We start from the raw sequence: 23,670 nt of genomic DNA, 5'->3' as shown, positions 1-23,670 counted from the left end.
TTAACTGCCGCTACAATTGGGAAACGCCATGAGTGAAGAACACCACAGCGAAGATCACGCCGACATCCGCGAAGCCGTCGCAAAGCTCTGCGCGCAGTTTCCCGGCGAATACTGGCGCAAGCTCGATCGCGAGATGGCCTATCCGAAGGCCTTCGTCGACGCGCTGACCGAGGCCGGGTATCTCTCGGTGCTGATCCCCGAGGAATATGGCGGCGCGGGCCTGAAGCTTTCCGCGGCGGCCGCAATCCTCGAAGAGATCCAGCGCGCAGGCTGCAATGGCGGCGGCTGCCATGCCCAGATGTACACGATGGGCACGGTGCTGCGGCACGGCAATGCCGAGCAGAAGGCAAAATATCTGCCGAAGATCGCGAGCGGCGAATTGCGCCTGCAGGCCTTCGGCGTCACCGAGCCGACCAGCGGCACCGACACCTCCTCGCTGAAGACCTTTGCGCGCAAGGAAGGCAACGACAGCTACATCGTCAACGGCCAGAAGATCTGGACCAGCCGCGCCGAGCATTCCGACCTGATGGTGCTGCTGGCGCGCACCACGCCGAAGGAGCAGGTCAAGAAGCGCACCGACGGCCTTTCCGTGTTCATCGTCGACATGCGCGAGGCCAAGAACAATGGCCTCGAGATCCGCCCGATCCGCACCATGATGAACCACGCCACCACCGAAGTGTTCTTTACCGACATGAAGGTGCCGGCGGAGAATCTGATCGGCGAGGAAGGCAAGGGCTTTCGCTACATCCTCTCCGGCATGAATGCCGAGCGCATCCTGATCGCGGCCGAATGCGTCGGCGACGCCAAATGGTTCATCGCCAAGGCCACGAACTATGCCAAGGAGCGCAGCGTTTTCGGCCGGCCGATCGGCCAGAACCAGGGCATCCAGTTTCCGATCGCGAAAGCCTACGCCTCGATGCGCGCGGCCGAGCTGATGGTGAAGGAAGCCACCCGCAAATACGAGGCCGGGCTCGACTGCGGCGCGGAAGCCAACATGGCGAAGATGCTGGCGGCGGATGCCTCTTGGGAAGCGGCCAATGCCTGCATCCAGACCCATGGCGGCTTCGGCTTTGCCGAGGAATACGACGTCGAGCGCAAATTCCGCGAGACGCGGCTCTACCAGGTGGCGCCGATCTCGACCAATCTGGTGCTGTCCTACGTCGCCGAGCATGTGCTCGGCATGCCCCGCTCGTACTGAGGCAGCAATCATGGGAGCACTTGACGGGATCAGGGTGATTGCGGTCGAGCAGGCGGTGGCGGCGCCGTTCTGCTCCTCGCGCCTGGCGGATGCCGGCGCGGAGGTGATCAAGATCGAGCGGCCGGAAGGCGATTTCGCCCGCGGCTATGACGCGGCGGCCAAGGGCCAGAGCAGCTATTTCGTCTGGCTCAACCGCGGCAAGCAGTCGGCGGTGGTCGATCTCGCCACCAAGGAAGGCTGCGCCGAACTGGAGAAGCTGATCGCGAGCGCCGACGTGCTGATCCAGAACCTCAAGCCGGGCTCGATGGACAAGCTCGGCTTCTCGCGCGAGCGGCTCTTGAAGGACTATCCGACGCTGATCTCGTGCACGATCACCGGCTATGGCGACGAGGGTCCCTACGCGCACCGCAAGGCCTATGACCTCTTGATCCAGGCCGAGAGCGGGCTTGCCTCCATCACCGGCAACCCTGATGGCGCCTCGCGCGTCGGCATGTCCATTGTCGACGTCGCGACCGGCGCCACCGCGCATGCGGCGATCCTGGAGGCGCTGATCGCGCGCGGGCGCACCGGCAAGGGCGCAGACATTCGCATCTCCATGTTCGACGTCATGGCGGACTGGTGCACCGTGCCGCTGCTCAACTCGGAGGCCGGCAATCCGCCGAAGCGCATGGGGCTGCGCCATCCCTCGATCGCACCCTATGGCGTGTTCACCTCGAAGGACGGCAAGGACATCCTGATCTCGATCCAGAGCGAGCGCGAGTGGAAGACGCTCTGCGTGAAGGTGCTTGACCAGCCCGACCTGCCGGCCGATCCGCGCGTCGCCAACATGGTGGAGCGCGTGCGCAACCGCGATTTCACCGACAAGACGGTGGCCGATGCCTTCGGCAAGATGACGCGCGACGAACTGCTGAAGCGGCTGTCCGATGCCGACATCGCCTTTGCCGAGGTCAACACCATGGCCGACCTCACCAACCACCCGCATCTGCGCCGCATCGAGGTGGACACGCCGAACGGCCGCGTCAGCTATCCCGCACCGGCCCCGATCATCGTCGGCGAAACGCGCAGCTATGGTGCCGTGCCGGCCATCGGCGAACGGCCATCCAAGAAATAACAAGAGCGAGGCATCATGACCGGGAAGCTCGACATCGATCACTTGCGGCAATGGATCGGCCGCAGCGCGGAGGCCACCGACATCGTCACCGCGCAGCTCGTCATGGGCCTGCGCGCGACGCTGTTCCAGGAGGTCGGCGAGCCCAAAAAGGGCGATGCCGCACCGTTCACGGTGCACTGGTGCCTGGCGCAGCCGGTGTTTCCGATGTCGATGCTCGGCCCTGACGGCCACCCGACCCGCGGCGGCTTCCTGCCGCCGGTGCCGCTGCCGCGCCGGATGTGGGCCGGCGGCGAGATCGAGTTCCTGCAGCCGCTGTGCGTCGGCGATGAATCGACGCGGACCTCGCGCATTGCCGACGTCACGGTGAAGACGGGATCGACGGGTACGCTGTGCTTCGTCGCGGTCGAGCACACCGTGACCTCGCCGCGCGGCGTCGCCATCCGCGAGCGGCAGGACATCGTCTATCGCGAGATGACGAGCGGCGCGCCCGCCGGCGCCAAGGCCCCGCCTCCGCCGCCGAAGGCGCAGCATCGCGAGACCCACGTCTCCGATCCCGTGCTGCTGTTCCGCTATTCCGCGCTGACCTTCAACGGCCACCGCATCCATTACGACCGCGACTACGTCACCAAGGTCGAAGGCTATCCGGGCCTGATCTTCCACGGCCCGCTGCAGGCGGCGCTCATCATCGAGATGGCGGCGAAATTGCGGGGCGGCAAGGCGCCGAAGAAGTTTACCTATCGCGGGCTTCAGCCGCTGTTCGAGGGCACCGAATTCTCCATCAACGCCAACGACGGCGGCGAGAGCATGGAGCTGTGGACCGCGAACGCCGAGGGGCAGCCGACGATGAAGGGCACGGCGGTGTGGTGATAGATACACCGTCATTCCGGGGCGGTCCGCAGGACCGAACTATGGTGCGCAATTGCGCACCTGAGAATCTCGAGATTCCGGGTTCGCTTCGCGCCCCGGAATGACGAGCCAAACAATAGGCACGCGGGAACGGAAACCATGTCCAAGAACGGCAAGACCGGCAGCAAGTCCGTCACCGTCAAGCAGGCCACGATCGACCTGCTGCGCGCCTTCGGCATCGACAGGGTGTTCGGCAATCCCGGCTCGACCGAACTGCCGTTCCTCAGCGACTGGCCCGACGACATCGACTACGTGCTGGCGCTCCAGGAAGCCTCCGCGGTCGGCATGGCCGATGGCTACGCGCAGGCGACGCGCAATGCCGGCTTCGTCAATCTGCATTCGGCGGCTGGCGTCGGCAACGCGCTCGGCAACATCTACACAGCACACCGCAACCAGACGCCGCTCGTGATCACCGCGGGCCAGCAGGCGCGCTCGATCCTGCCGCTCCAGGCGTTCCTCTATGCCGAGCGCGCGTCGGAGTTTCCGCGGCCCTACGTCAAATACAGCGTCGAGCCGGCGCGGCCCGAGGACGTGCCGGCCGCAATCGCGCGCGCCTATTACACCGCGATGCAGCCGCCCTGCGGGCCGACCTTCGTCTCGATCCCGATCGACGACTGGACGCATGCCACGGCGCCGGTCGAGGCGCGCAAGGTCAGCCGCGAGATCGGGCCCGAGCGGGAGGCGATGAAGGCGCTGGTCGCGGCGTTCGGTTCAGCCAAGCACCCTGCCCTCGTCGTCGGCCCCGGCGTCGACCGCGCCGGCGCGGTCGATCTGATGGTGCGCGTCGCCGAGAAGGCCAAGGCTTCCGTCTGGGTCAGCCCGTTCTCGGCGCGCTGCTCGTTCCCCGAGCGTCATCCGCAGTTCGCCGGCTTCCTGCACGCTTCACCCGCGCAGCTCTCCGACGCGCTGCGCGAGCACGATCTCGTCGTCGTGGTCGGCGCCCCCGTGTTCACCTTCCATGTCGAAGGGCATGCCGCGATCTTCGACGGCGGCGCGACGATCTTCCAGATCACGGATGATCCGGATGCCGCAGCCGTGACGCCGGTCGGCACCAGCATCGTCGCCACGATGAAGCCGGCGCTGAGCCTGCTGCTCGACCTGCTGCCGGAGAGCAAACGGGCGACGCCCAAAGGCCGCACGCTGCCGCCGGCGCCGCAGGCCGCCGATCCGCTGCCGGTCGAATTCCTGCTGCATTCGCTGGCGCAGGCGATGCCGGACGGCACATCGCTGGTCGAGGAGGTGCCCTCGCACCGGCCCGCGATGCAGAAGTTCATGCCGATGCTCGGCCAGGACAGTTTTTACACCATGTCGAGCGGCGGCCTCGGCTACTCGCTGCCGGCCGCGGTCGGCATGGCGCTCGGCAAGCCGAAGAGCCGCACCGTGTGCCTGATCGGCGACGGCTCGGCGATGTATTCGATCCAGGCGCTGTGGACCGCCGCGCAACGCAAGCTGCCGCTGACCGTCGTCGTCATCAACAATTCCGGCTACGGCGCGATGCGCTCGTTCAGCCAGGTGATGCAGGTGCGGAACGTGCCCGGGCTGGAGCTGCCGGGCATCGATTTCGTACGGCTTGCGGAGGGCATGGGCTGCCACGCGGTGCGGGTGAGCAGGGCGGCAGAGCTCGGCGAGACGCTGAAGCGCGGGATGGCGTTTGAGGGCACGAGCCTCGTCGAGGTCATCGTGGATTCGGCGGTGCCGGTGCTGTACGGGCAGAAGCATTAGGGACGCGCGCGATATCCACATCGTCGTCCCGGCGAAGGCCGGGGCCCATACCCACAAGCAGGAGTTTGGCGAGGACTCGTAGTGGAGTGTCGCACCATAACTCCTTCCTGGGGTTATGGGTCCCGGCCCCCGTGCGCAATTGCGCACTAGGCCGGGACGACACCAAATTTGTCGCGTCACCACCGCAAGGCTACGACGCCAAGAATCCTCCGTCCGCGGCCAGCACGTGCCCGACCACGTAGGACGCGGCGTCGGACGATAGCCACACCACCGCTTCCGCCACCTCCTCCGGGCTCCCCATCCGCCGCAACGGCAGGCCTGCGGCTACCGTCGCGACGTCGCCGACGCCGGCACGCAGCATCATGTCGGTGACGACGCGGCCGGGGGCGATGGCGTTGATGCGGATGCCGCGCGGGGCGTTCTCCATGGCGGCTGAGCGCGTCAGCGAGATCGCCGCGGCTTTCGAGGCCGAATAGAGCGAGAAGCCGGGATTGGGATTGCGCACGCCGCTGACGGAGGCATTGACGACGATGCTGCCGCGGCCTTGCGCCAGCATCGCCGGCAATTGATGGCGCAGGCACAGGAACAGCGCGCGGACATTGGTGTCGAACACGCTGTCGTAGATCTCCGTGCCCTGCTCTTCCAGCGGCGCGCGGCGCTCCTGGAAGCCGGCATTGTTGAAGGCAACATCGAGCCGGCCGCAACGCTCGACGGCGATTCCGACGAGGCGCGCGACGTCGTCCTCGCGCGTGATGTCGGTCTTGAGCGCGATCGCGGCCGCGCCGATCTCGCGGCACGCCGCGGCGGTCGCCTCGATCTCGGCTTCGCGCCGGCCCGCAATGATGAGCGCTTCCGCGCCTTCGGACGCCATCCGTAGCGCGGTGGCGCGGCCGATGCCGCTGCCGCCGCCCGTCACCAGGCAGACCCTGCCCCTCATCCGCTGACCAGCCGGCAAAGTTCCGCTCATGGGCAACTCCAAAACGCTTGCGCGCGCCGCTGCACGCATATAGTTGTATGATACAACTATATGCTGGGAGTCAAGATGGCCGGGCTTTCGCTGATCGACGACATCCGCGCCGCCTCGCGCCTGATGGTGCGCGAGCTCGGCTTCATGGATGCGACGGTGGCGGCGTCGGACTATCCGCCCTCAGCCGTGCATACCATTCTGGAGATCGGCATCCGCGGGCTGATGACCTCGGGCGAGCTCGGCGATTTCCTGCGGCTGGAAAAATCCAGCGTCAGCCGCCTGGTGCGCAAGCTGATCGATTGCGGGGAACTGAAGGAGACGCCTGACGAGCTAGACGCACGCAGCAAGCTGCTGTCGCTGACGGCCAAGGGCCGGCGCACGCTGGAGGCGCTGCATGAATTCGGACGGCAGCAGGTGCGCGGCGCACTGGCGGCATTGACGGAGGCCGAGCAGCGCACGGTGCGCGAGGGCATGATGCTCTATGCCCGGGCGTTGCGGCAGAGCCGGGTGGAGGGTGAGGCGGAGACGGCAGCGTGAGGTCCGTAGCCCGGATGAAGCGGAGCGCAATCCGGGGCTTCTCACAACGCGGAAAGACTGTCCCGGATTACGCTTCGCTCCATCCGGGCTACGACACTGTCATTCCGGGGCGGTGCGAAGCATCGAACCCGGAATCTCGAGATCCCGGGTTCGGTCCTACGGACCGCCCCGGGATGACCTAACGGGTCACTTCCCGAACTCTTCCCGCATCTTCGCCTGGATCTTCGCCATGCCGCCGATCCAGCGGTCGTAGTTCTCGGTCTTCTTGCGCATGTAGCCGAGCACCTGGGGGTGCGGCAGGATCAGGAATGTTTCCTGCGCCAGGCCCGCGAGCACGTCACTTGCGACCTGCTCGGGCGTGAGATCGCCGTCGCCGGATTGCGGGCCCTTCGGGATCGAGCGCAGCATGTTGGTGTCGACGCCCTGCGGGCAGAGGATCGAGACCTTGATGTTGTCGGCCTTGTGCGAGATCGCGAGGTTCTCGGCAAAGCCGACCGCGGCGTGCTTGGTGGTGGAATAGGCGGGGCTGCCGACCTGCGACAGCAGGCCCGCGGCCGAGATGGTGTTGAGGAAATAGCCGCCGCCCCGCGCCTTCATCCGCGGGACCAGATGCCGGGCCGCGTAGACATGCGCCATGACGTGGATCGCCCAGCTCCGCTGCCACGGCTCGTCGGAGGCGCCGCCGGCATTGACCGACATGGGATCGAAACCGCCGCCGATACCGGCATTGGAGCAGAACAATTCGATCGGGCCGAACTGCCGCTCGGTCTCCTCGATGACGTGGGCGATCTCTTTTTCCTGCGCGACGTCGCATCTGAAGGCTGCGCCATCGACCATGGCAGCGACTGCCCTGGCGTTGGCGGCGTCCATGTCCGCGACGACGACCTTGGCGGCGCCCGCCTTGTGAAACGCCTCGCACAGCGCCTTGCCGATGCCGTTTGCGCCGCCCGTGACGACCACGACCTTGCCGGTCACCTGCATGCGACGTCTCCTCTTGTCTTGTACCGCTCTTATACCGCTTCGCTTATTCCGCGTCGCGGATCCTGCTCAGCTCAACACGAGGTCGAGCACCGCGGTATAATGGCACGCCGCACCGGCCAAGACAAAGCCGTGCCAGATCGCATTCTGGAAGCGCAGCCGCCGCCAGGCATGGAAGATCACGCCGAAGCTGTAGAGCAGCCCGCCCGCAAGTATGAAGCCTAGCACCAGCGCGGGCAGCGCCTTGACCACGGCGTCGTAGAGCATCACGCCGCTCCAGCCCATCGCGAGGTAGATGCCGACCGCGACGCGGTCGAACCGGCCGGGATAGCGCAGCTTCAGCACGATACCGACGATCGCCACGCACCAGACGCAGACGAGCAGCGCCAGCGCGAAGACGCTGGCTTTCAGCTCCAGGATGAACGGCGTGTAGGTCGCGGCGATCAGGAGATAGATCGCCGAATGGTCGAAGCGCCGCAGCAGCCATTTGACCGGCGAGACCGGCCAGAGATTATAGGTCGCCGACAGCACCAGCATCGAGAGCAGGCCGGCGACATAGATCGAGACCCCGACGATGTCGGTGGCGTCGGCATAAAGCACCGCAAGCACCACCAGAACGGTCGCGGCGACGGTACCGGAGAACACACCAACCGCATGGATGATCCCGTCGGCGATCAGCTCGGCCCGGTCGTAGTTCCAGCCGATCGCGTCGGCTGCAGCATGGACGGAGGTGGATGCAAACTGTTTCAATTGGAAGACGGTCATGGCAATCCGCAAGGCAAGACAATGCCCTTGTTGTATGGGTCTTTCGGGATCGGCGCGTCGTTCAAACGGCTGATTTACCGACAAAGGCGGTGGAAGTATGAAGCTTGATTTTCCTCATGCAATTGCCACCTTTGTGAACAGCTTCACTTTTCCGCCCGCCGAGATCCCCTAACGTTCACATGGCATTCAGTTTCCAGGATATGGTCGAAGAGGCGCGCCTGTCGGCCCGGGCGCTGATCGACTATGGCGAGCACTTCTTCAATCCGACGGTGCGGCTCGGGGTCACCGGCCTGTCGCGGGCCGGCAAGACGGTGTTCATCACCGCGCTGATCCATGGGCTGACGCGCGGCGGCCGGTTTCCGGTATTCGAAGCCTATGCCTCGGGCCGGATCGCGCGGGCGCACCTCGCGCCGCAGCCGGACGATGCCGTGCCGCGCTTTGCCTATGAGACCCATCTGCGCGCGCTGGTCGAGGAACGGCACTGGCCGAATTCGACCGTCGACATCAGCGAGCTTCGCCTCGTCGTCGACTACCAGCGCCACAACGGCGCCGATCGCACCCTGACGCTCGATATCGTCGACTATCCCGGCGAGTGGCTGCTCGACCTGCCGCTGCTGCAAAAGAGCTACGAGCAATGGTCGGCGGAGAGTCTTGCGCTCTCGCGCGAGGCGCCACGCGCGCATCTTGCCGCCGGCTGGCACGCGCATCTTGCCACGCTCAAGCCTGACGCGCGCGAGGACGAGCAGGCGACACTGACAGCCGCAAAGCTCTTCACCGATTATTTGCGCGCGTGCCGCGAAGAACGCTTTGCCATGAGCCTGCTGCCGCCCGGCCGCTTCCTGATGCCCGGCAATCTCGCAGGCTCCCCGGCGCTGACCTTCGCGCCGCTCGACGTGCCCGTCGGCGGCCAGGCGCCGGACGGCTCGCTGTGGGCGATGATGGTGCGCCGCTTCGAAGCCTACAAAGACGTCGTGGTGCGTCCTTTCTTCCGCGATCACTTTGCGCGCCTCGATCGCCAGATCGTGCTGGCCGATGCGCTCTCCGCGTTCAACTCCGGACCCGAGGCGCTGCACGATCTCGAAGCCGCGCTCGCCGGCATTCTCGACTGCTTCAACATCGGCCGCAGCACCTTCCTCACCAGCCTGTTTCGGCCGCGCATCGACCGCATCCTGTTCGCGGCGACCAAGGCGGACCACCTGCATCATTCCAGCCACGACCGTCTCGAGGCCGCGCTCCGCCGCGCCGTGACGCAGGCGGTGGCGCGCGCGGAAAATACCGGCGCGCAGATCGACGTGGTGGCGCTCGCCGCGGTGCGCGCCACGCGCGAGGCGCAGGTCGCCCACGGCCGCGACAAATTGCCGTCGATCCTGGGAACACCGGCGGCGGGCGAAAGCGCCGGCGGCGAGTTCTTCGACGGCAACACGGAGGTTGCGACCTTTCCCGGCGACCTGCCCCTGGATCCCGAGCCGCTGTTCAACGGCACGGATGCCTTCCGCGGCCTCTCGACCGAGGCCGCCGAGAAGAGCGACTTCCGCTTCCTGCGCTTCCGCCCGCCAAAGCTCGCGCGCGAGGGTGACGACGAGCCGGCGCTGCCACACATCCGCCTCGACCGTGCCTTGCAGTTCCTGATCGGAGACAAGCTCTCATGAACGAGCGATCCCCGCCGCGGCGGCCGGCGACGTTCCGGCTCGACGATCCCGGCGTCGTCGTCACCGAAGCCGACGAGACGGCGCGGCTCGGCCGCGGCACCATCCAGATCACGCCGGAGCACGATCCAGCGACATTGCCGGTGCCGATTGAAGCCGTGCTGCCCGCACGACGCGGCCTCCCCTGGGGCGCGCTGTTCTGGTCCGGCCTTGCCGGGCTGACGCTGCTCGGCGTCGGGCTCGGCGTGGTTCATCTGATCGAGGATTTGTTTGCGCGCAGCGAAAGCCTCGGCTTCGTCGGGCTCGCCTTCGCATTCGTCACCGCGCTTGCGCTCGCGGTGGTGATCGGGCGCGAGGCGTATGGACTGGCGCGCCTCGCGACGATCGAGAAACTGCATCAGCGCGCAGCCGCAGTCCTTGCCAGCGACGACCGCAAGGAGAGCCGCGTCATCGTGCAGGACCTCCTGAAGATCGCGCACCAGAATCCGCAGCTCGCACGCGCCCGCGCCACGCTGGAGAGCCACACCGGCGAGATCATCGACGGCGCCGACATGATCCGCCTCGCCGAGCGTGAATTGATGTCGCCGCTGGATGCGGAGGCGCGACGGCTGGTGTCGTCAGCCGCGCAAAAGGTCTCGATCGTCACGGCCGTTTCGCCCCGCGCGGCGATCGACGTGATGTTCGTGTTCGTCGCCGCGCTGCGTCTGATCCGCCAGCTTGCGTACCTCTATGGCGGACGGCCCGGCGCGCTCGGCATGATCCGCCTGCTCCGCCACGTCATCGCCCATCTCGCCATCACCGGCGGCATGGCCGCGAGCGACAGCCTGGTGCAGCAGATGCTGGGCCACGGGATTGCAGCGAAGCTGTCGCAACGGCTGGGCGAAGGCGTACTCAACGGATTGCTGACGGCGCGGCTCGGATTGGCCGCGATCGAGGTGACACGCCCGCTGCCCTTCGCGGCGCTGCCGCCGCCGAAGCTGTCGGATCTCGCGACGGATCTGCTGCGGAAGAAAGAGGACGAGGAGGAGTAGCTTCTTCGCCTCTCCCCGCTTGCGGGGAGAGGCCGGAGCGCATCGCCAGATGCGATCCGGGTGAGGGGGACTCTCCGCGAGTCCAACTGTCACCTCCCCCGCGGAGACTCCCCCTCACCCCAACCCTCTCAGCGCGAGCGAAGCTCGTCGCGCATCGGCCTTCGCCAAGGCTTCGGCGGACAAGAGCGGGGAGAGGGAGAGGAAAGCCAGCACCCGCCACTGGAACAGCGGCGAATCCTTCGGCGGGGACAGCTCCGGGGTCCAGCCGGTGAGCTTTTCAAGCACGTAGGTATCAGTCAGAACACCGCGCCAGCGGCGTTCGACCCGACCGAGCTGCTCGCGCTTCGCGGGAATGTTCTCCCACAGCGATAAACGATTGTCGGGCTCGCGCCCGACATAGATGCCGGAATGTCCCTTGATCCGATCGATGCCGGGATCGCGGAAATCCTGGAAGCGGCCGCGCTCGTTGATCTCGATGACAGGCACGCGGCCCCTGAACAGCCAGCGCATCATAGCATAGGTGCGGTAGTCCGTGGTCGCGATCCAGGTCGCGCCGGTCTCGTCCAGCGCAGCCTGCGCGCGCGCTGCAACCTGCTCGTAGCCGGCTTCAGCGCCGATCGGATCGATCTTGCCGAGGAAATTCCAGGGCGCGGCGACGTAGTAGAGGAACAAGATGACGACGAAGGCGATGCCCGAGACGATCGCCGTATTTGCCCAGAACAGGCTCGACCGGATCATCCGCGCCGACCATTTTTCACGCGGCAGCATGACGAGGTTCACCGCGGCCGCGGCGAAGCCGACCGGCCACATGAACATCGGCCAGGTGTCGCCGACCCGGAGCGTCAGCGATTTCGCGAGGAAATAGAGGAACGGCACCAGCACCGCGGTGGACAGCAGGATCGCGACCGGCTCGCGCGTGCGATAGGCGCGCCATGCCGTGATCACGAGGCCCGACAGTACCACCGGGAACATGACGAAGCCGACGAGACCGAATTGCAGGCCGATGTAGTCACCGACGGTGCGGAGCGAGATGCCGTAATTGGCGGTGGCGCGCACGCCCTGGAACCGGAACGAGGCCCAGTCGTGCTGCGCATTCCAGATCAGCACCGGCGAGAACACGGCGATCGCAACCAGCGCGGCCAGATAAGGGTAAGGACTGCGCAGCCAGCGCCAGCGCCAATCCGGCACGAGAAGAAAAGCGGCCACCGCCGGCGCGAACATGATCACGGTGAATTTCGACAGCATCGCCAGCCCGGCGAACAGGCCGGCCGCCAGCCACCAGCGTCCATCATCGCTCTGCGCCAGCCGCACCAGCGACCAGATCATCGCGACCGCGAACGGGATCATCGCGACGTCGGGGGCGATCTTGGCCATCAAGAGGCCGTAGTAGAGCGCAGCCTCCGGCATCAGCACCGCCAACACGACCGCACGCGCATCATGGGTGAGGCGGCGGACGATGTCGGCGAGCAGGAGTTGCGTCACCAACATCGCGACGATGCCGCCGAAGCGGACGCCGCGCGCGGTGTCACCGAAGATCGCGGTGCCGAAACGGATGAGCCAGGCGATGCCCGGGGGATGATCGAGGAAGCTGAGCGCCGCCTCCTTCGACCAGGTCCAGTAATAGGCCTCGTCGGTGCGCAGCTCGATCGCGGAGGCGTAGACGATGCGCAGCAGCGTCATCGCGGCGATGACGAGCACGGCAGCAAGGATGAGACGGCGTTCGGCGCCGTCTGGCTTCGCGGAGATGTCGGGAGCGATCGTCACGGCCGCGCTTTTCCCCGACTTGGGAGGGGGAGTCAATGTGGGGGGATATTGCCGCCATCTGCCGTCGTCCCGGACCAACGAGCGAAGCGAGTGCAGATCCGGGACCCATACCCACAGGGAGGGGTTTGGCGAAGACCCGGAGTTACCAGCCTGCCCGCAACTACTCCCTGTGGTATCGCGACGAGCGCAAGCGCTCGCGCGGGGGTCCCGGATCGGCGCGCGCCTGTGGGCGCGCTTGTCCGGGACGACAGCGGAGGCTGACCGCGGCAGCGCGCCTTTGCCCACCCTACGGTTTCGTAACCTTGCCGCGCATGTGATCCCGAAAACTGTCCACCGCTGGAATTAAACGCTAGGCTGGCTGTTCTCCTTCATGAACTGATACAACCGAATCATGGCCACCGCTCCTGTCCACATGCCCGAACTCGTCCGCGCGACCAGCGTGCGGCAGGTGCGGCTTGTCTGCGGCGTCATCCTGTTCTCCTATGTGATCAGCCATTTCCTCAACCATGCGCTCGGCAACGTCTCGGTCGATGCCATGGAGGTCGGGGTCTACTACCACACCGCATTCTGGCAGTTCCTGCCGGTCGCGATCGTGTTCTACGCCGCCGCGCTCACCCATATGGGGCTCGGCATCTATGCGCTGTATCAGCGGCGGCAGTTCCGCTGGCGAACGATCGAGCCGCTCCAGCTCGTGCTGGGCTTAAGCATCCCCGCCCTGGTCATGGCGCACGTGATCGGTGTGCGGCTCGGCCAGACGCTGTACGGACACCAAAAACTCTATCCGCAGGAACTCTACCTGTTCTTCGTCGCGTCGAACCGCATCTGGACCATGACGATCCTGCTGATCATCGCCTGGATCCACGGCTGTATCGGCATTTTTTTCTGGCTCCGCCTCAAGCCTTTCTTCACGCGCGCCGCGCCCTATCTGCTCGCGGCCGCAGTGCTGATCCCGACGCTGGCGCTGCTCGGCGTCTATCAGGGCGGCCGCAGCGTCGCGATCGAAGCCGACGACGGGGAATGGCGCACGCACAATCTCACCCGCCGCCAGGTCGGCACCGTCGCGGAAGCCGACACGCTCGACCGCATCACCGGCGGCCTCACCATCGGCTATGTTGGCCTGCTCGGACTGGCGCTGGCCGCACGCGGCGTGCGCGCCTTGCGCGAGCGGCGCGGCGGCATGATCGCGCTGTCCTACGGCAACGGCAAGACCGTGCGGGTCCCCAAGGGCCTCTCCGTGCTGGAAGCGAGCCTGCGCCACAATGTGCCGCATGCCAGCGTCTGCGGCGGCCGCGCCCGCTGCTCGACCTGCCGCATCCGCATCATCGGCGATCATGGCGCCCTGCCCGAGCCGTCACAGCGCGAGGCCTTCGTGCTCACCCGTGTCGGTGCCACCGACCCTTCGATCCGCCTCGCCTGCCAGCTGCGGCCGACGTCGGATCTCTCCTTCTTCCAGCTCTTCACGGCGCATACGCTCTCAGCGAGCGGGCAGGCCTCGACGCCCGCCAGGATCGGCCAGGAGCGCTATCTCGTCAGCCTGTTCGTGGACATGCGCGGCTCGACGCAGCTCGCCGAAAAGCGGCTGCCGTTCGACACCGTCTTCATCGTCAACCGCTTCCTCGGCGCGGTCTCGCAGGCCGTGGTCGAGAACGGCGGCCAGCCGAACCAGTTCGTCGGCGACGGCATGCTGGCGCTGTTCGGGCTGTCAGCCGATCCGCAAGAGGCCTGCCGGCAGGCGCTGAAAGCCGCCGCAGGCATCGCCACGCATATCGACGAGCTCAACGAGCTCCTGAGCCACGATCTGCGCCAGCCGATCCGCTTCGGCATCGGCATTCACGGCGGCGAGGTCATCATCGGCGACATCGGCTATCGCGATCACATCGTGTTCACGGCGCTGGGCGACGCCGTCAACGTCGCCGCCCGCCTCCAGGATATGACCAAGACGCTGGCCTGCGAGGCCATCGTCTCGGAGGAGGTCCGCCGCACCGCGGGCCTCGCCGACGACGCGCTGCCGCAGCAGGAGGTCGCGATCCGCGGCCGCGACGAGCCAATGGCCGTGCGCGTGGTTGCGGACGCCAGGGAGCTGGCGATGCTGGTCGATCGCGGCGCGCGGGTGGCGGCGTAAGACAACAACGAGCGCGGTGCGCTCCCTCTCCCGCTTGCGGGAGAGGGTTGGGGAGAGGGTGTCTCCGCAACGGGACAGTCCCCTAGAGGAAAGAGCCCTCACCCGCGCCTTCGGCGCGACCTCTCCCGCAAGCGGGAGAGGTGGAGCGCACCACCGTCGCGGCGACAGCTCGACTCTCATTACGAACGCAACACCGGCTTGCTGCAACGCAGCGGCATGGGCCTGCTGCGAAAGCACGAATTGACTTCATCGGCATCGTTGCGACAGATGAATGCAGGATCGCGGTGATGACCGCGAGCCAACGAAAAGCTCCGGGAGGGGACCAGATGTTCGATCGACGCGACCTGCTCAAGGGAGCGGGGCTTGCCGCCATGGCGGCCACACTGAATTCAACCAAAGCGCTGGCGCTGGACACCGTCACCCTGCCCTTCGCCAACGGCGAACGGCCGCTGGTGAAATATCCGCAGAAGCGGCCGATGATCGGCCTGACCAGCCGGCCGCCGCAACTCGAGACCCCGTTCGCGGTGTTCAACGACGGCCCGATCACGCCGAACAACGCATTCTTCGTGCGCTATCATCTCTCGGACCTGCCCTACAATCTCGACCCCGACAAGTTCACGCTCGAGATCAAGGGCAAGGTCGACAAGCTGCTCAAGCTGTCGCTCAAGGACATCCGCAAAATGAAGGCGACCGAGATCGTCGCCGTCAACCAGTGCTCCGGCAACAGCCGCGGCTTCTTCGAGCCGCGTGTCGCCGGCGGCCAGCTCGCCAACGGCGCGATGGGGAATGCACGCTGGCGCGGCGTGCCGCTGAAGACCGTGCTCGAGATGGCGGGCGTGCAGGCCGGTGCCAAGCAGGTCACGTTCAACGGCATGGACGGCCCGGCCAGCGACAAGACGCCTGACTTCGTCAAGGCGCTCGACATCGATCACGCCAGCGACGTCGAGGTGATGCTGGCCTACGGCATGAACGGCGAGGATCTGCCGTTCCTCAACGGCTTCCCGCTGCGCCTGATCGTGCCCGGCTATTACGGCACCTACTGGGTCAAGCACCTCAACGAGATCACCGTCATCGACAATGTCTATGACGGCTTCTGGATGAAGTCGGCCTATCGCATTCCTGATACCCCGAACAATGCAATCGAGCCGGGCACCACGCCGAAGGCGACGATCCCGATCAACCGTTTCACCATCCGCTCCTTCATCACCAGCGTGCCTGACGGCGCCAAGCTGAAGGCGGGAGCTACGACGCTGCGCGGCATCGCCTTCGACGGCGGCAAGGGCATCAAGGACGTCGCGGTCTCCACCGACGGCGGCAAGACCTGGACGAGCGCGAAGCTCGGCAAGGATCTCGGCAAATACTCCTTCCGCGAATGGAAGCTGCCGGTGAAGCTCGCGGCCGGCACCGTTGAGCTCAAGGTCCGCGCCACCGGCAACGGCGGCGAGACCCAACCGGATCAGCCGCGCTGGAACCCGGCGGGTTATTTGCGCAACGTCGTCGAAACCGTCCGCGTCAGCGTGGCCTGAGGGAGCATGATCATGCAGCGCACCGTTCTCCTCGCCATCTCGCTCGCTCTCGCCGCCGGCATCACTGCCGCGACTGCGGCGCCCGTCAATTACCAGCTGCCGGACGAGGTCGCCGCCTTCAAGCCCGGCCCCAATCTCGAGGTCGTGCAAGGCAATTGCAGCGCCTGCCACTCGGCCGACTACATCAACACGCAGCCGCCGATGAAGGACAAGAAGGGCTTCTGGCAGGCCGAGGTGACCAAGATGATCAAGGTCTATGGCGCACCGATCGACGATGCCGATGTCGGCAAGATCGTCGATTACCTGGCCGCGACGTATTGACGGAGCGCGGGCCAATTGACCGCGAAACGGGCAAAACCGGCAAAAACGCCGCGAAGTTGAGCGGAATTCGGCAAAAGGCTGATGTGGTTTGAGCTACCAAGCCTGCCACAATCCGCGTATCCTGTTAGGACCGAACCGGCCGGTTGGCGGGGACTGGCGGTTCGAGATCTTGGAGGAAGACCCGCGGAGAAGTCGTGATGGCTAAAGGTACGGTCAAGTGGTTCAACCCGACGAAGGGTTATGGATTTATCCAGCCTGCGTCGGGTGGCAAGGATGTGTTCGTGCATATCTCGGCAGTGCAGAAAGCCGGTCTGTCGACCCTCAACGAGGGACAGACGGTTGAATACGAAGAGATCGCAAACCGGGGCAAGACCTCCGCAGAAAACCTCAAAGTATAAGCCCGCCAGCGTTTCGCTGCCTCCCGGATCAAATCCGGGAGCGAGGCCAAGAAAATTTCAGAAGACGGCCAGTGCATTCGACGACGGGCGTTGCGACTGCACACGGATAGCTATTTTTCCCGCGAAGACCGCTCATTCAACGCCACGGCAATGACAATCGCGACGGCACTTCCCTAGCCCACCGGCAACGGTGCGTCGCGCTTGATCTCCTCCATCACCGCATAGGTCCGCGTCTCGCGCACGCCCGGCATCGACAGCAGGGTCTCGCCGAGGAAACGCCGATACGCTGTCATGTCCGCAAGCCGCGCCTTCACAAGATAGTCGAAGCCGCCGGCAACCATGTGACACTCCAGGACTTCCGGCGCGAGTTTCACCGCGCGCGCAAAGCGCTCGAAATTGTCGGGCGTCGTCTTGTCGAGCAGCACCTCGACGAACACCAGTAGCCCGAGGCCGAGCCGGTGCGGATTGAGTCGCGCGCCGTAGCCTTCGACAAAACCCTCGCGCTGCAAGCGCTTCAGCCGCTCGCCGATCGATGTCGGCGACAAGCCGATGCGTTCGGCGAGCTCGACATTGGCGATTCGCCCATCCTCCTGCAAAATCGAGAGGATTCTCCGGTCTAACCGATCAAGTTCCATATTTTATCTGGCTATAGTGGCACCTATCTTCATTTTCTAAGGCAAATCGGCTAACTTGTCTATCGAACTCTGGTAACGCGGGCCTTATCCTGGATTTGAGCCACAGGACACGCCATGCCGAACATCCCGCCTCCCTTCACCGCCCCCTACGCGCCCGATGATGCCGAGATCGCCGCGCGCCTGTTGCCGGCGTCACATCTCAGCCCGCCGCAGGAGGCGCGGATCCACCGCACCGCGACACGGCTGATCGAGGCGATCCGCAAGCGCGACGACCGGCTTGGCGGGGTCGAGGACATGCTGCGGGAGTTCGCGCTCTCGACCAAGGAAGGCCTCGCACTGATGGTGCTGGCGGAGGCGCTGCTGCGCGTGCCGGACGCGCGCACCGCCGACCAGTTCATCGAGGACAAGCTCGGCGAGGGCGACTTCATCCATCACGAGACCAAGTCCACCGCCTTCCTGGTCAACGCCTCGGCCTGGGCGCTCGGCCTGTCGGCGCGGGTGATCCAGCCCGGCGAGACGCCCGACGGCACCATCGGCCGGCTGGTGAAGCGGCTCGGCGCGCCGGCGGTGCGCACCGCCACGCGCCAGGCGATGCGGCTGATGGGCAATCATTTCGTGCTGGGTGAGACCATCGAGCAGGCGCTGGAGCGGGGTAAGCCGCGCTCTGGCCAGAAGACGCGCTACTCCTTCGACATGCTCGGCGAAGGCGCGCGCACCGCGGCGGACGCCAGGCGCTATTTCGACGCCTATGCCAGCGCGATCGAGACGATCGGCAAGGCGGCCGGCAACCATGCCCTGCCCGACCGGCCCGGCATCTCCGTCAAGCTCTCGGCGCTGCATCCGCGCTTCGAGGCGATCAGCCGCGCGCGCGTGATGGTCGAGCTGGTGCCGCAGCTGCTCGATCTGGCGCAGCGCGCCAAGGCCCATGATCTCAACTTCACCGTCGACGCCGAAGAGGCGGACCGGCTGGAGCTGTCGCTCGACGTGATCGCGGCAACGCTGGCCGATCCCTCGCTCAAGGGCTGGGACGGTTTTGGGCTCGCGATCCAGGCCTATCAGAAGCGCGCCAGCGCAGTGATCGACTATGTCGACGCGCTCGCCCGCGCCCATGACCGCAAGCTGATGGTGCGGCTGGTCAAGGGCGCCTATTGGGACACCGAGATCAAGCGCGCGCAGGAGCGCGGGCTCGACGGCTATCCCGTGTTCACGCGCAAGGCGATGACGGATCTGAACTACGTCGCCTGCGCCTCGAAGCTGCTGGCCCTGCGGCCACGCATCTTCCCGCAATTCGCCACCCACAACGCGCTGACGGTCGCGACCGTGCTGGAGATGGCCGAGGGCAGCAGCGGCTTCGAATTCCAGCGCCTGCACGGCATGGGCGAGGCGCTCTACGAGCAGCTCGCCAAGGATCACGCAGACATCGCCTACCGCACCTACGCCCCGGTCGGCAGCCATCGCGACCTGCTCGCCTATCTGGTGCGGCGACTGCTGGAGAACGGTGCCAACTCCTCCTTCGTGGCGCAGGCGGCCGATTACCGCGTCCCGGTCCCGGCGCTGTTGCAGCGTCCGGCGGATGCGATCGTCCGGCCGCAGGCGGCGGCCCATCCCAGGATTCCGCTCCCCTGCGATCTGTTCGCGCCGGAGCGGCGCAATTCGCGCGGCGTCGAATTCGGCGCGCGCACCGCGCTCGACCAACTGCTGACCGACGTCAAGGCCGAGACAGGCGACCTCAAGCCGATCGCCGATGCAACGCCGGACCAGGCCCACGCAGCGGTGGCCGCAGCGCGCGCGGGTTTCGCCGGCTGGAGCCGGACGCCCGCGGGCATACGCGCGGCGGCGCTGGAGCAGGCCGCGCACCTGTTGGAGAGCCGTAGCGCCCATTTCATCGCGCTATTGCAGCGCGAGGGCGGCAAGACGCTCGACGATGCGCTCTCGGAGCTGCGCGAGGCCGCCGACTTCTGCCGCTACTATGCCGCGCAGGGCCGCAAGCTGTTCGGCAGCGAGACGGCGATGCCAGGCCCGACCGGCGAGAGCAACGCGCTCACCATGCGCGGCCGCGGCGTCTTCGTGGCGATCTCGCCGTGGAATTTCCCGCTGGCGATCTTCCTCGGCCAGGTCACGGCGGCGCTGATGGCCGGCAACAGCGTTGTTGCAAAACCCGCCGAGCAGACGCCGCGCATCGCGCGCGAGGCCGTAGCCCTGCTGCACGAGGCCGGCATCCCCAAGAGCGCGCTGTATCTCGTCACCGGCGACGGCCGCATCGGCGCGGCGCTGACCGCGCATCCCGACATCGCCGGCGTCGTCTTCACCGGCTCGACCGAGGTCGCCCGCAGCATCAACCGGGCGCTCGCGGCCAAGGATGGGCCGATCGTGCCCCTGATCGCGGAGACCGGCGGCATCAACGCCATGATCGCCGATGCCACCGCGCTGCCGGAGCAGGTCGCCGACGACGTTGTCACCTCCGCGTTCCGTTCCGCCGGCCAGCGCTGCTCGGCACTGCGGCTGCTGTTCGTGCAGGAGGACGTCGCCGACCGCATGATCGAGATGGTCGCGGGTGCCGCGCGGGAACTGAAGATCGGCGACCCCAGCGATGTCGCAACCCATGTCGGGCCGGTGATCGACGTTGAGGCCAAGCAGCGCCTCGATGCGCATATCGCGCGGATGAAGACGGAGGCGCGGCTGCACTTTGCCGGTCCCGCGCCGGAGGGCTGCTTCGTCGCGCCGCACATCTTCGAGCTCACGGAGGCCGGCCAGCTCACCGAGGAAGTGTTCGGCCCAATCCTGCATGTCGTGCGCTATCGGCCCGAGAACCTCGAACGCGTGTTGCGGGCGATCGAGCGCACCGGCTACGGGCTCACGCTCGGCGTCCACTCCCGCATCGACGACAGCATCGAGGCGATCATCGACCGCGTCCAGGTCGGCAACATCTACGTCAACCGCAACATGATCGGCGCCGTGGTCGGCGTGCAGCCGTTCGGCGGCAACGGCCTGTCCGGAACCGGCCCGAAGGCCGGCGGCCCGCACTACCTCGCGCGCTTTGCCACCGAGCAGACCGTAACCATCAACACGGCTGCGGCCGGCGGCAATGCTGCGTTGCTGGCTGGGGAGGAGTGAGTCCCGGAAGGAGCGTTGCATCCCGCCGGAACATCGGTCTAATGCTGCCATGATCTGGCCCGCGCCAATTCCAGCGCGCGGGAAACAACAAGAGCGAGGGAGCAACGCCGCGATGGACAAGGGCATTTTTGCGGGGCTGAAGGTTCTGGACTGCGCGAGCTTCATCGCAGCGCCCGCGGCCGCGACCGTGCTGTCGGATTTCGGTGCCGACGTCATCAAGATCGAGCCGCCCGGCGCCGGCGACCCCTACCGCAATCTGCCCAACCTGCCGGGCTACCCGACCGGCGAGCACAATTTCGCCTGGCTGCTGGAGGCCCGCAACAAGAAGAGCCTCGCGCTCGATCTCTCCAAGCCGGAGGCGCAGGCGGTGCTCTACAAGCTGGTCGAAGAGACCGACGTCTTCATCACCAACATGCCGCCGCCGGTGCGCACCAAGCTCGGCATCACCTATGACCACCTCGCCCATCTCAACGATCGGCTGATCTACGCCTCCTTCACCGGCTATGGCGAGAAGGGCGAGGAAGCCAACAAGCCCGGCTTCGACAGCAACGCCTATTGGGCGCGTTCCGGCCTGATGGACCTCGTCCGCGCCGATACCGATACGACGCCGGCCCGCTCCGTCGCCGGCATGGGCGACCACCCCTGCGCCATGGCGTTGTACGGCGCGATCGTCACCGCGCTCTATCAGCGCGAGAAGACCGGCAAGGGCTCGCATGTCGCTTCCAACCTGATGGCGAACGGGGTGTGGGCGGCGAGCGTGCTGGCGCAGGCAAAACTCTGCGGCGCCAAGTTCGGTGAACGGCGCCCGCGCGAGCGCGCGCTGAATGCGGTCGCCAACCACTATCAATGCAAGGACGGCCGCTGGCTGATCCTGTCGCTGCTGAGCGAGGAGAAGCAGTTTCCGACGCTGGCCAAGTGCCTTGGCCGCGAAGACCTGATCACCGATCCACGTTTTGCCACCAAGCCCGACCGCCACGCCCGCTCGGTCGAGCTGATCAAGATTTTCGACGAGACTTTCGCCACCAAGGACCTTGCCGAATGGCGCAAGATCCTCGACGGCAACGGCCTCGTGTTCGGCATCGTCGGCATTCTGGACGACATCCCGAACGACAAGCAGATGCTCGACAACGAGGTGCTGGTGCCGTTCGAGAACGACACCATGCTCACCATCTCCAGCCCGATCTGGGTCGACGGCACCAAGAAGGTGCAGCCGCGCAAGCCGCCCGGCGTCGGCGAGCACAGTGACGAGATTTTGCGCGGAGCGGGATACGACGAGGCAGCGATCAAGCAGCTGCGGTCAAACGGGGCGGTGGGCTAGGACGCGCTAATGTGTCTTGATGAAGCACATGCCGATGCGGCGCGAGGCCGCGGCAGCCTGACAGGTCAAACCTTTGGCACAGCTCCATGACGTAAAACTCTTGTCCGGCGTTCCCGATCCCGCATCTTGCAAGGAACAATGCGCTCCCCAGCCGTCCTGATATTCGGTGCCGGCCAATTCCTGGCTGCCGCGGGTCTGCGGCCGGCTGGCGAATCCGCGTGAGAAATCAGGCCGCTGTCCGGCCGCGAACGCGGTCAGGATGTCGCGGCGGCGAAGCTGGTCGCCAAGGAAATGCGGCGAGGCCGGCACGATGGTGGCATTGGACGGCTTGTCCGCCAGCCAATCCACGCCCGGAAAATGGAAGCCGCCGATGCCGCGGGTCTGGTGACAGCCGGCGCAAGTGACGTCGTTGAGACGGCGCTGGAAGCCCGCGACCGAGCGGATGTTCTGCACGTCAGCGCGCGCGGTCGCCTGCTTCAACGCGCTAACCACATCACTGTCCGTGAAGACGGGATTGTCCTTGCCTTCGCCTTGCATCATGCCGAACTCCGGCTGCAACGCGGAGGCATCGAGGCCGGCCGGTGTCGGCACCACCGCGGCCTTGGCCAAAAATTTCTCGGGGATCAGCACCGTGCCGCGATCGAACTCGCGCAGATGGTCGGGCGCGAGCAGCCACTCTTTGAAGTCGCGTCGGAGATCATTGTCCGCAAAAATCCGGTCGCGATCGATCTGGTTCTCCAGCGTCGATTCCTCGAACGTCTTCGTCGCGGCGTCGTACTTGAACACCTTGAGCAAATAGTCCGAGCGGAAGTCGTGCAGCGCCGATTTCGGCGCGATCGAGACCTGGATGTTGGTCTCGATGCGATCGAGCATGGCATCGTAAGGATAGAAGCCGCCGCCGATCAGCCCCTGCCAGTCGCCATTGTCGAGCCAGCGCCGCGCGACCTCGGCGCAGGTGACCGGCTTGCCGTTCGAGGCGATCTGGCGGGCCTCACGCGCCTTCAGCACCAGGTTGAACGTCATCGGCAGGCGCGTCGCCGTCTTGCTCCCGTCCGGTCCGGCGTCGAAACGGGTGAGCCGATAGATCAGGCGGATCTCGCCGCAGGAATCCTCCGCGACATAGGCGCGGTCCATGCGGTTGACGATGCCGGCCAGCACGAAACGCGTGTTGGGGGATTTCAGCGCGGCCCGATCGAACAGCTGCACGTCAAAGCCTTCGCCGACGCCGATGGTCTCGCTCGGCCATGCCGCCTTGTGTCCCGCGATGTAGCGATCGAACTCCGCGTCGATTGTCGGCGGAATTGGCGCAAGCTGCGGCATCGAGGAGAACAGCAGATCGTTCGTGAGCGGAAAGTTCGCGTTGCGCTCCGGCCATAACAGGCGCGAGATCGTGAGCGCATCGTTCTGGTCGAGCCTGCGCAGGACATCGGGATCGGTGATCGCCGTGCCGCGCGTGAGCTGTGCATTCTCCGCTGCCGATAGCGACATGGCGCCACCAAGAAGCACGACGACAGCAAGGAGAATTCGCAACACGCGGCTCATGCCTTCAGTAACACCGCGCAAGGACCCCTATTCAAGAAAAAAGGCGCTTCACATGGTGGTGAAGCGCCT

19 protein-coding genes are annotated in these 23,670 nt (G+C 66.0%); 13 read left to right on the top strand and 6 right to left on the bottom strand.

Annotated features, from left to right (window positions below; all coding sequences use genetic code 11):
- Positions 1-28 precede the first annotated feature (28 nt).
- From AB5K84_RS09535 to mdlC, 4 genes are all read left to right on the top strand, one after another.
- Positions 29-1,198, top strand: coding sequence for an acyl-CoA dehydrogenase family protein (locus AB5K84_RS09535; protein WP_011089980.1), 1,170 nt, complete (start codon positions 29-31; stop codon positions 1,196-1,198).
- A 10-nt stretch (positions 1,199-1,208) separates the two neighbouring features.
- Entirely contained in the window at positions 1,209-2,309 is a 1,101-nt protein-coding gene (locus AB5K84_RS09530) for a CaiB/BaiF CoA transferase family protein (RefSeq protein WP_038965471.1), read from the top strand.
- Between the two features lie 15 nt (positions 2,310-2,324).
- Positions 2,325-3,176, top strand: a complete 852-nt coding sequence (locus tag AB5K84_RS09525) for an FAS1-like dehydratase domain-containing protein (protein ID WP_011089982.1) — start codon at positions 2,325-2,327, stop codon at positions 3,174-3,176.
- A 138-nt stretch (positions 3,177-3,314) separates the two neighbouring features.
- The gene (mdlC, locus tag AB5K84_RS09520) at positions 3,315-4,937 is read left to right on the top strand and encodes a benzoylformate decarboxylase (RefSeq protein WP_011089983.1); all 1,623 of its coding nucleotides are present in this window, start codon (positions 3,315-3,317) and stop codon (positions 4,935-4,937) included.
- 190 nt (positions 4,938-5,127) lie between these two features.
- Here the strand turns inward: mdlC and AB5K84_RS09515 are convergent, their stop codons facing one another.
- Entirely contained in the window at positions 5,128-5,904 is a 777-nt protein-coding gene (locus tag AB5K84_RS09515; protein ID WP_011089984.1) for an SDR family NAD(P)-dependent oxidoreductase, read from the bottom strand.
- Between the two features lie 75 nt (positions 5,905-5,979).
- Here AB5K84_RS09515 and AB5K84_RS09510 point away from each other — a divergent pair, with 75 nt between their 5' ends.
- On the top strand, positions 5,980-6,441 hold the full coding sequence (locus AB5K84_RS09510) for a MarR family winged helix-turn-helix transcriptional regulator (protein ID WP_162494156.1): 462 nt from the start codon (positions 5,980-5,982) through the stop codon (positions 6,439-6,441).
- Positions 6,442-6,627: 186 nt separating this feature from the next.
- Here the strand turns inward: AB5K84_RS09510 and AB5K84_RS09505 are convergent, their stop codons facing one another.
- Complete coding sequence (locus AB5K84_RS09505; RefSeq protein ID WP_011089986.1) at positions 6,628-7,422, bottom strand: SDR family oxidoreductase; 795 nt, start codon at positions 7,420-7,422, stop codon at positions 6,628-6,630.
- Between the two features lie 66 nt (positions 7,423-7,488).
- The gene (gene trhA / locus AB5K84_RS09500) at positions 7,489-8,184 is read right to left on the bottom strand and encodes a PAQR family membrane homeostasis protein TrhA (RefSeq protein ID WP_011089987.1); all 696 of its coding nucleotides are present in this window, start codon (positions 8,182-8,184) and stop codon (positions 7,489-7,491) included.
- Positions 8,185-8,363: 179 nt separating this feature from the next.
- Between trhA and AB5K84_RS09495 the strand changes: the two genes are divergently transcribed.
- A complete protein-coding gene (locus tag AB5K84_RS09495; protein WP_011089988.1) occupies positions 8,364-9,833 on the top strand; it encodes a YcjX family protein in 1,470 nt (489 codons plus the stop codon).
- A complete protein-coding gene (locus AB5K84_RS09490) occupies positions 9,830-10,861 on the top strand; it encodes a YcjF family protein (RefSeq protein ID WP_011089989.1) in 1,032 nt (343 codons plus the stop codon). The genes AB5K84_RS09495 and AB5K84_RS09490 overlap by 4 nt, the downstream gene beginning before the upstream one ends.
- 114 nt (positions 10,862-10,975) lie before the next feature.
- Here the strand turns inward: AB5K84_RS09490 and AB5K84_RS09485 are convergent, their stop codons facing one another.
- Positions 10,976-12,541: a glycosyltransferase family 39 protein gene (locus AB5K84_RS09485; protein WP_441232785.1), complete on the bottom strand. Its 1,566-nt coding sequence runs from the start codon at positions 12,539-12,541 to the stop codon at positions 10,976-10,978.
- A gap of 475 nt (positions 12,542-13,016) precedes the next feature.
- On the opposite strand from AB5K84_RS09485, the gene AB5K84_RS09480 reads away from it, so the two are divergent.
- From AB5K84_RS09480 to AB5K84_RS09465, 4 genes are all read left to right on the top strand, one after another.
- The gene (locus tag AB5K84_RS09480) at positions 13,017-14,747 is read left to right on the top strand and encodes an adenylate/guanylate cyclase domain-containing protein (protein WP_011089991.1); all 1,731 of its coding nucleotides are present in this window, start codon (positions 13,017-13,019) and stop codon (positions 14,745-14,747) included.
- A gap of 326 nt (positions 14,748-15,073) precedes the next feature.
- Positions 15,074-16,273 (top strand): SorA family sulfite dehydrogenase catalytic subunit, encoded by a 1,200-nt coding sequence (gene sorA, locus AB5K84_RS09475; protein WP_038965461.1) that lies wholly within the window; start codon positions 15,074-15,076, stop codon positions 16,271-16,273.
- 12 nt (positions 16,274-16,285) lie between these two features.
- Positions 16,286-16,594, top strand: a complete 309-nt coding sequence (gene sorB / locus AB5K84_RS09470; protein ID WP_028172935.1) for a SorB family sulfite dehydrogenase c-type cytochrome subunit — start codon at positions 16,286-16,288, stop codon at positions 16,592-16,594.
- Between the two features lie 197 nt (positions 16,595-16,791).
- The gene (locus AB5K84_RS09465; RefSeq protein WP_008563500.1) at positions 16,792-16,992 is read left to right on the top strand and encodes a cold-shock protein; all 201 of its coding nucleotides are present in this window, start codon (positions 16,792-16,794) and stop codon (positions 16,990-16,992) included.
- 173 nt (positions 16,993-17,165) lie between these two features.
- On the opposite strand, the gene AB5K84_RS09460 is transcribed toward AB5K84_RS09465, so the two are convergent.
- Positions 17,166-17,627, bottom strand: a complete 462-nt coding sequence (locus tag AB5K84_RS09460; protein ID WP_011089995.1) for an Lrp/AsnC ligand binding domain-containing protein — start codon at positions 17,625-17,627, stop codon at positions 17,166-17,168.
- A gap of 114 nt (positions 17,628-17,741) precedes the next feature.
- Between AB5K84_RS09460 and putA the strand changes: the two genes are divergently transcribed.
- Positions 17,742-20,741, top strand: a complete 3,000-nt coding sequence (gene putA / locus AB5K84_RS09455; RefSeq protein WP_011089996.1) for a bifunctional proline dehydrogenase/L-glutamate gamma-semialdehyde dehydrogenase PutA — start codon at positions 17,742-17,744, stop codon at positions 20,739-20,741.
- A gap of 112 nt (positions 20,742-20,853) precedes the next feature.
- Positions 20,854-22,059, top strand: a complete 1,206-nt coding sequence (locus tag AB5K84_RS09450) for a CaiB/BaiF CoA transferase family protein (RefSeq protein ID WP_038965460.1) — start codon at positions 20,854-20,856, stop codon at positions 22,057-22,059.
- Between the two features lie 6 nt (positions 22,060-22,065).
- Here AB5K84_RS09450 and AB5K84_RS09445 read toward each other — a convergent pair whose 3' ends face one another.
- Positions 22,066-23,601 (bottom strand): hypothetical protein, encoded by a 1,536-nt coding sequence (locus AB5K84_RS09445; RefSeq protein ID WP_011089998.1) that lies wholly within the window; start codon positions 23,599-23,601, stop codon positions 22,066-22,068.
- Between the last annotated feature and the right edge of the window lie 69 nt (positions 23,602-23,670).

This window comes from Bradyrhizobium sp. 1200_D9_N1_1, from assembly GCF_052075915.1.
GTDB classification, from domain to species: domain Bacteria; phylum Pseudomonadota; class Alphaproteobacteria; order Rhizobiales; family Xanthobacteraceae; genus Bradyrhizobium; species Bradyrhizobium diazoefficiens.
This window is presented reverse-complemented; position numbering and strand designations above follow the sequence as displayed.

What these genes read in the sequence shown, in the direction of transcription:
- AB5K84_RS09535 (WP_011089980.1), top strand. Translation starts at nt 29, where the DNA reads ATGAGTGAAGAACACCACAGCGAAGATCACGCCGACATCCGCGAAGCC.
- AB5K84_RS09530 (WP_038965471.1), top strand. Translation starts at nt 1,209, where the DNA reads ATGGGAGCACTTGACGGGATCAGGGTGATTGCGGTCGAGCAGGCGGTG.
- AB5K84_RS09525 (WP_011089982.1), top strand. Translation starts at nt 2,325, where the DNA reads ATGACCGGGAAGCTCGACATCGATCACTTGCGGCAATGGATCGGCCGC.
- mdlC (WP_011089983.1), top strand. Translation starts at nt 3,315, where the DNA reads ATGTCCAAGAACGGCAAGACCGGCAGCAAGTCCGTCACCGTCAAGCAG.
- AB5K84_RS09515 (WP_011089984.1), bottom strand. Translation starts at nt 5,904, where the DNA reads ATGAGCGGAACTTTGCCGGCTGGTCAGCGGATGAGGGGCAGGGTCTGC.
- AB5K84_RS09510 (WP_162494156.1), top strand. Translation starts at nt 5,980, where the DNA reads ATGGCCGGGCTTTCGCTGATCGACGACATCCGCGCCGCCTCGCGCCTG.
- AB5K84_RS09505 (WP_011089986.1), bottom strand. Translation starts at nt 7,422, where the DNA reads ATGCAGGTGACCGGCAAGGTCGTGGTCGTCACGGGCGGCGCAAACGGC.
- trhA (WP_011089987.1), bottom strand. Translation starts at nt 8,184, where the DNA reads ATGACCGTCTTCCAATTGAAACAGTTTGCATCCACCTCCGTCCATGCT.
- AB5K84_RS09495 (WP_011089988.1), top strand. Translation starts at nt 8,364, where the DNA reads ATGGCATTCAGTTTCCAGGATATGGTCGAAGAGGCGCGCCTGTCGGCC.
- AB5K84_RS09490 (WP_011089989.1), top strand. Translation starts at nt 9,830, where the DNA reads ATGAACGAGCGATCCCCGCCGCGGCGGCCGGCGACGTTCCGGCTCGAC.
- AB5K84_RS09485 (WP_441232785.1), bottom strand. Translation starts at nt 12,541, where the DNA reads ATGACGCTGCTGCGCATCGTCTACGCCTCCGCGATCGAGCTGCGCACC.
- AB5K84_RS09480 (WP_011089991.1), top strand. Translation starts at nt 13,017, where the DNA reads ATGGCCACCGCTCCTGTCCACATGCCCGAACTCGTCCGCGCGACCAGC.
- sorA (WP_038965461.1), top strand. Translation starts at nt 15,074, where the DNA reads ATGTTCGATCGACGCGACCTGCTCAAGGGAGCGGGGCTTGCCGCCATG.
- sorB (WP_028172935.1), top strand. Translation starts at nt 16,286, where the DNA reads ATGCAGCGCACCGTTCTCCTCGCCATCTCGCTCGCTCTCGCCGCCGGC.
- AB5K84_RS09465 (WP_008563500.1), top strand. Translation starts at nt 16,792, where the DNA reads ATGGCTAAAGGTACGGTCAAGTGGTTCAACCCGACGAAGGGTTATGGA.
- AB5K84_RS09460 (WP_011089995.1), bottom strand. Translation starts at nt 17,627, where the DNA reads ATGGAACTTGATCGGTTAGACCGGAGAATCCTCTCGATTTTGCAGGAG.
- putA (WP_011089996.1), top strand. Translation starts at nt 17,742, where the DNA reads ATGCCGAACATCCCGCCTCCCTTCACCGCCCCCTACGCGCCCGATGAT.
- AB5K84_RS09450 (WP_038965460.1), top strand. Translation starts at nt 20,854, where the DNA reads ATGGACAAGGGCATTTTTGCGGGGCTGAAGGTTCTGGACTGCGCGAGC.
- AB5K84_RS09445 (WP_011089998.1), bottom strand. Translation starts at nt 23,601, where the DNA reads ATGAGCCGCGTGTTGCGAATTCTCCTTGCTGTCGTCGTGCTTCTTGGT.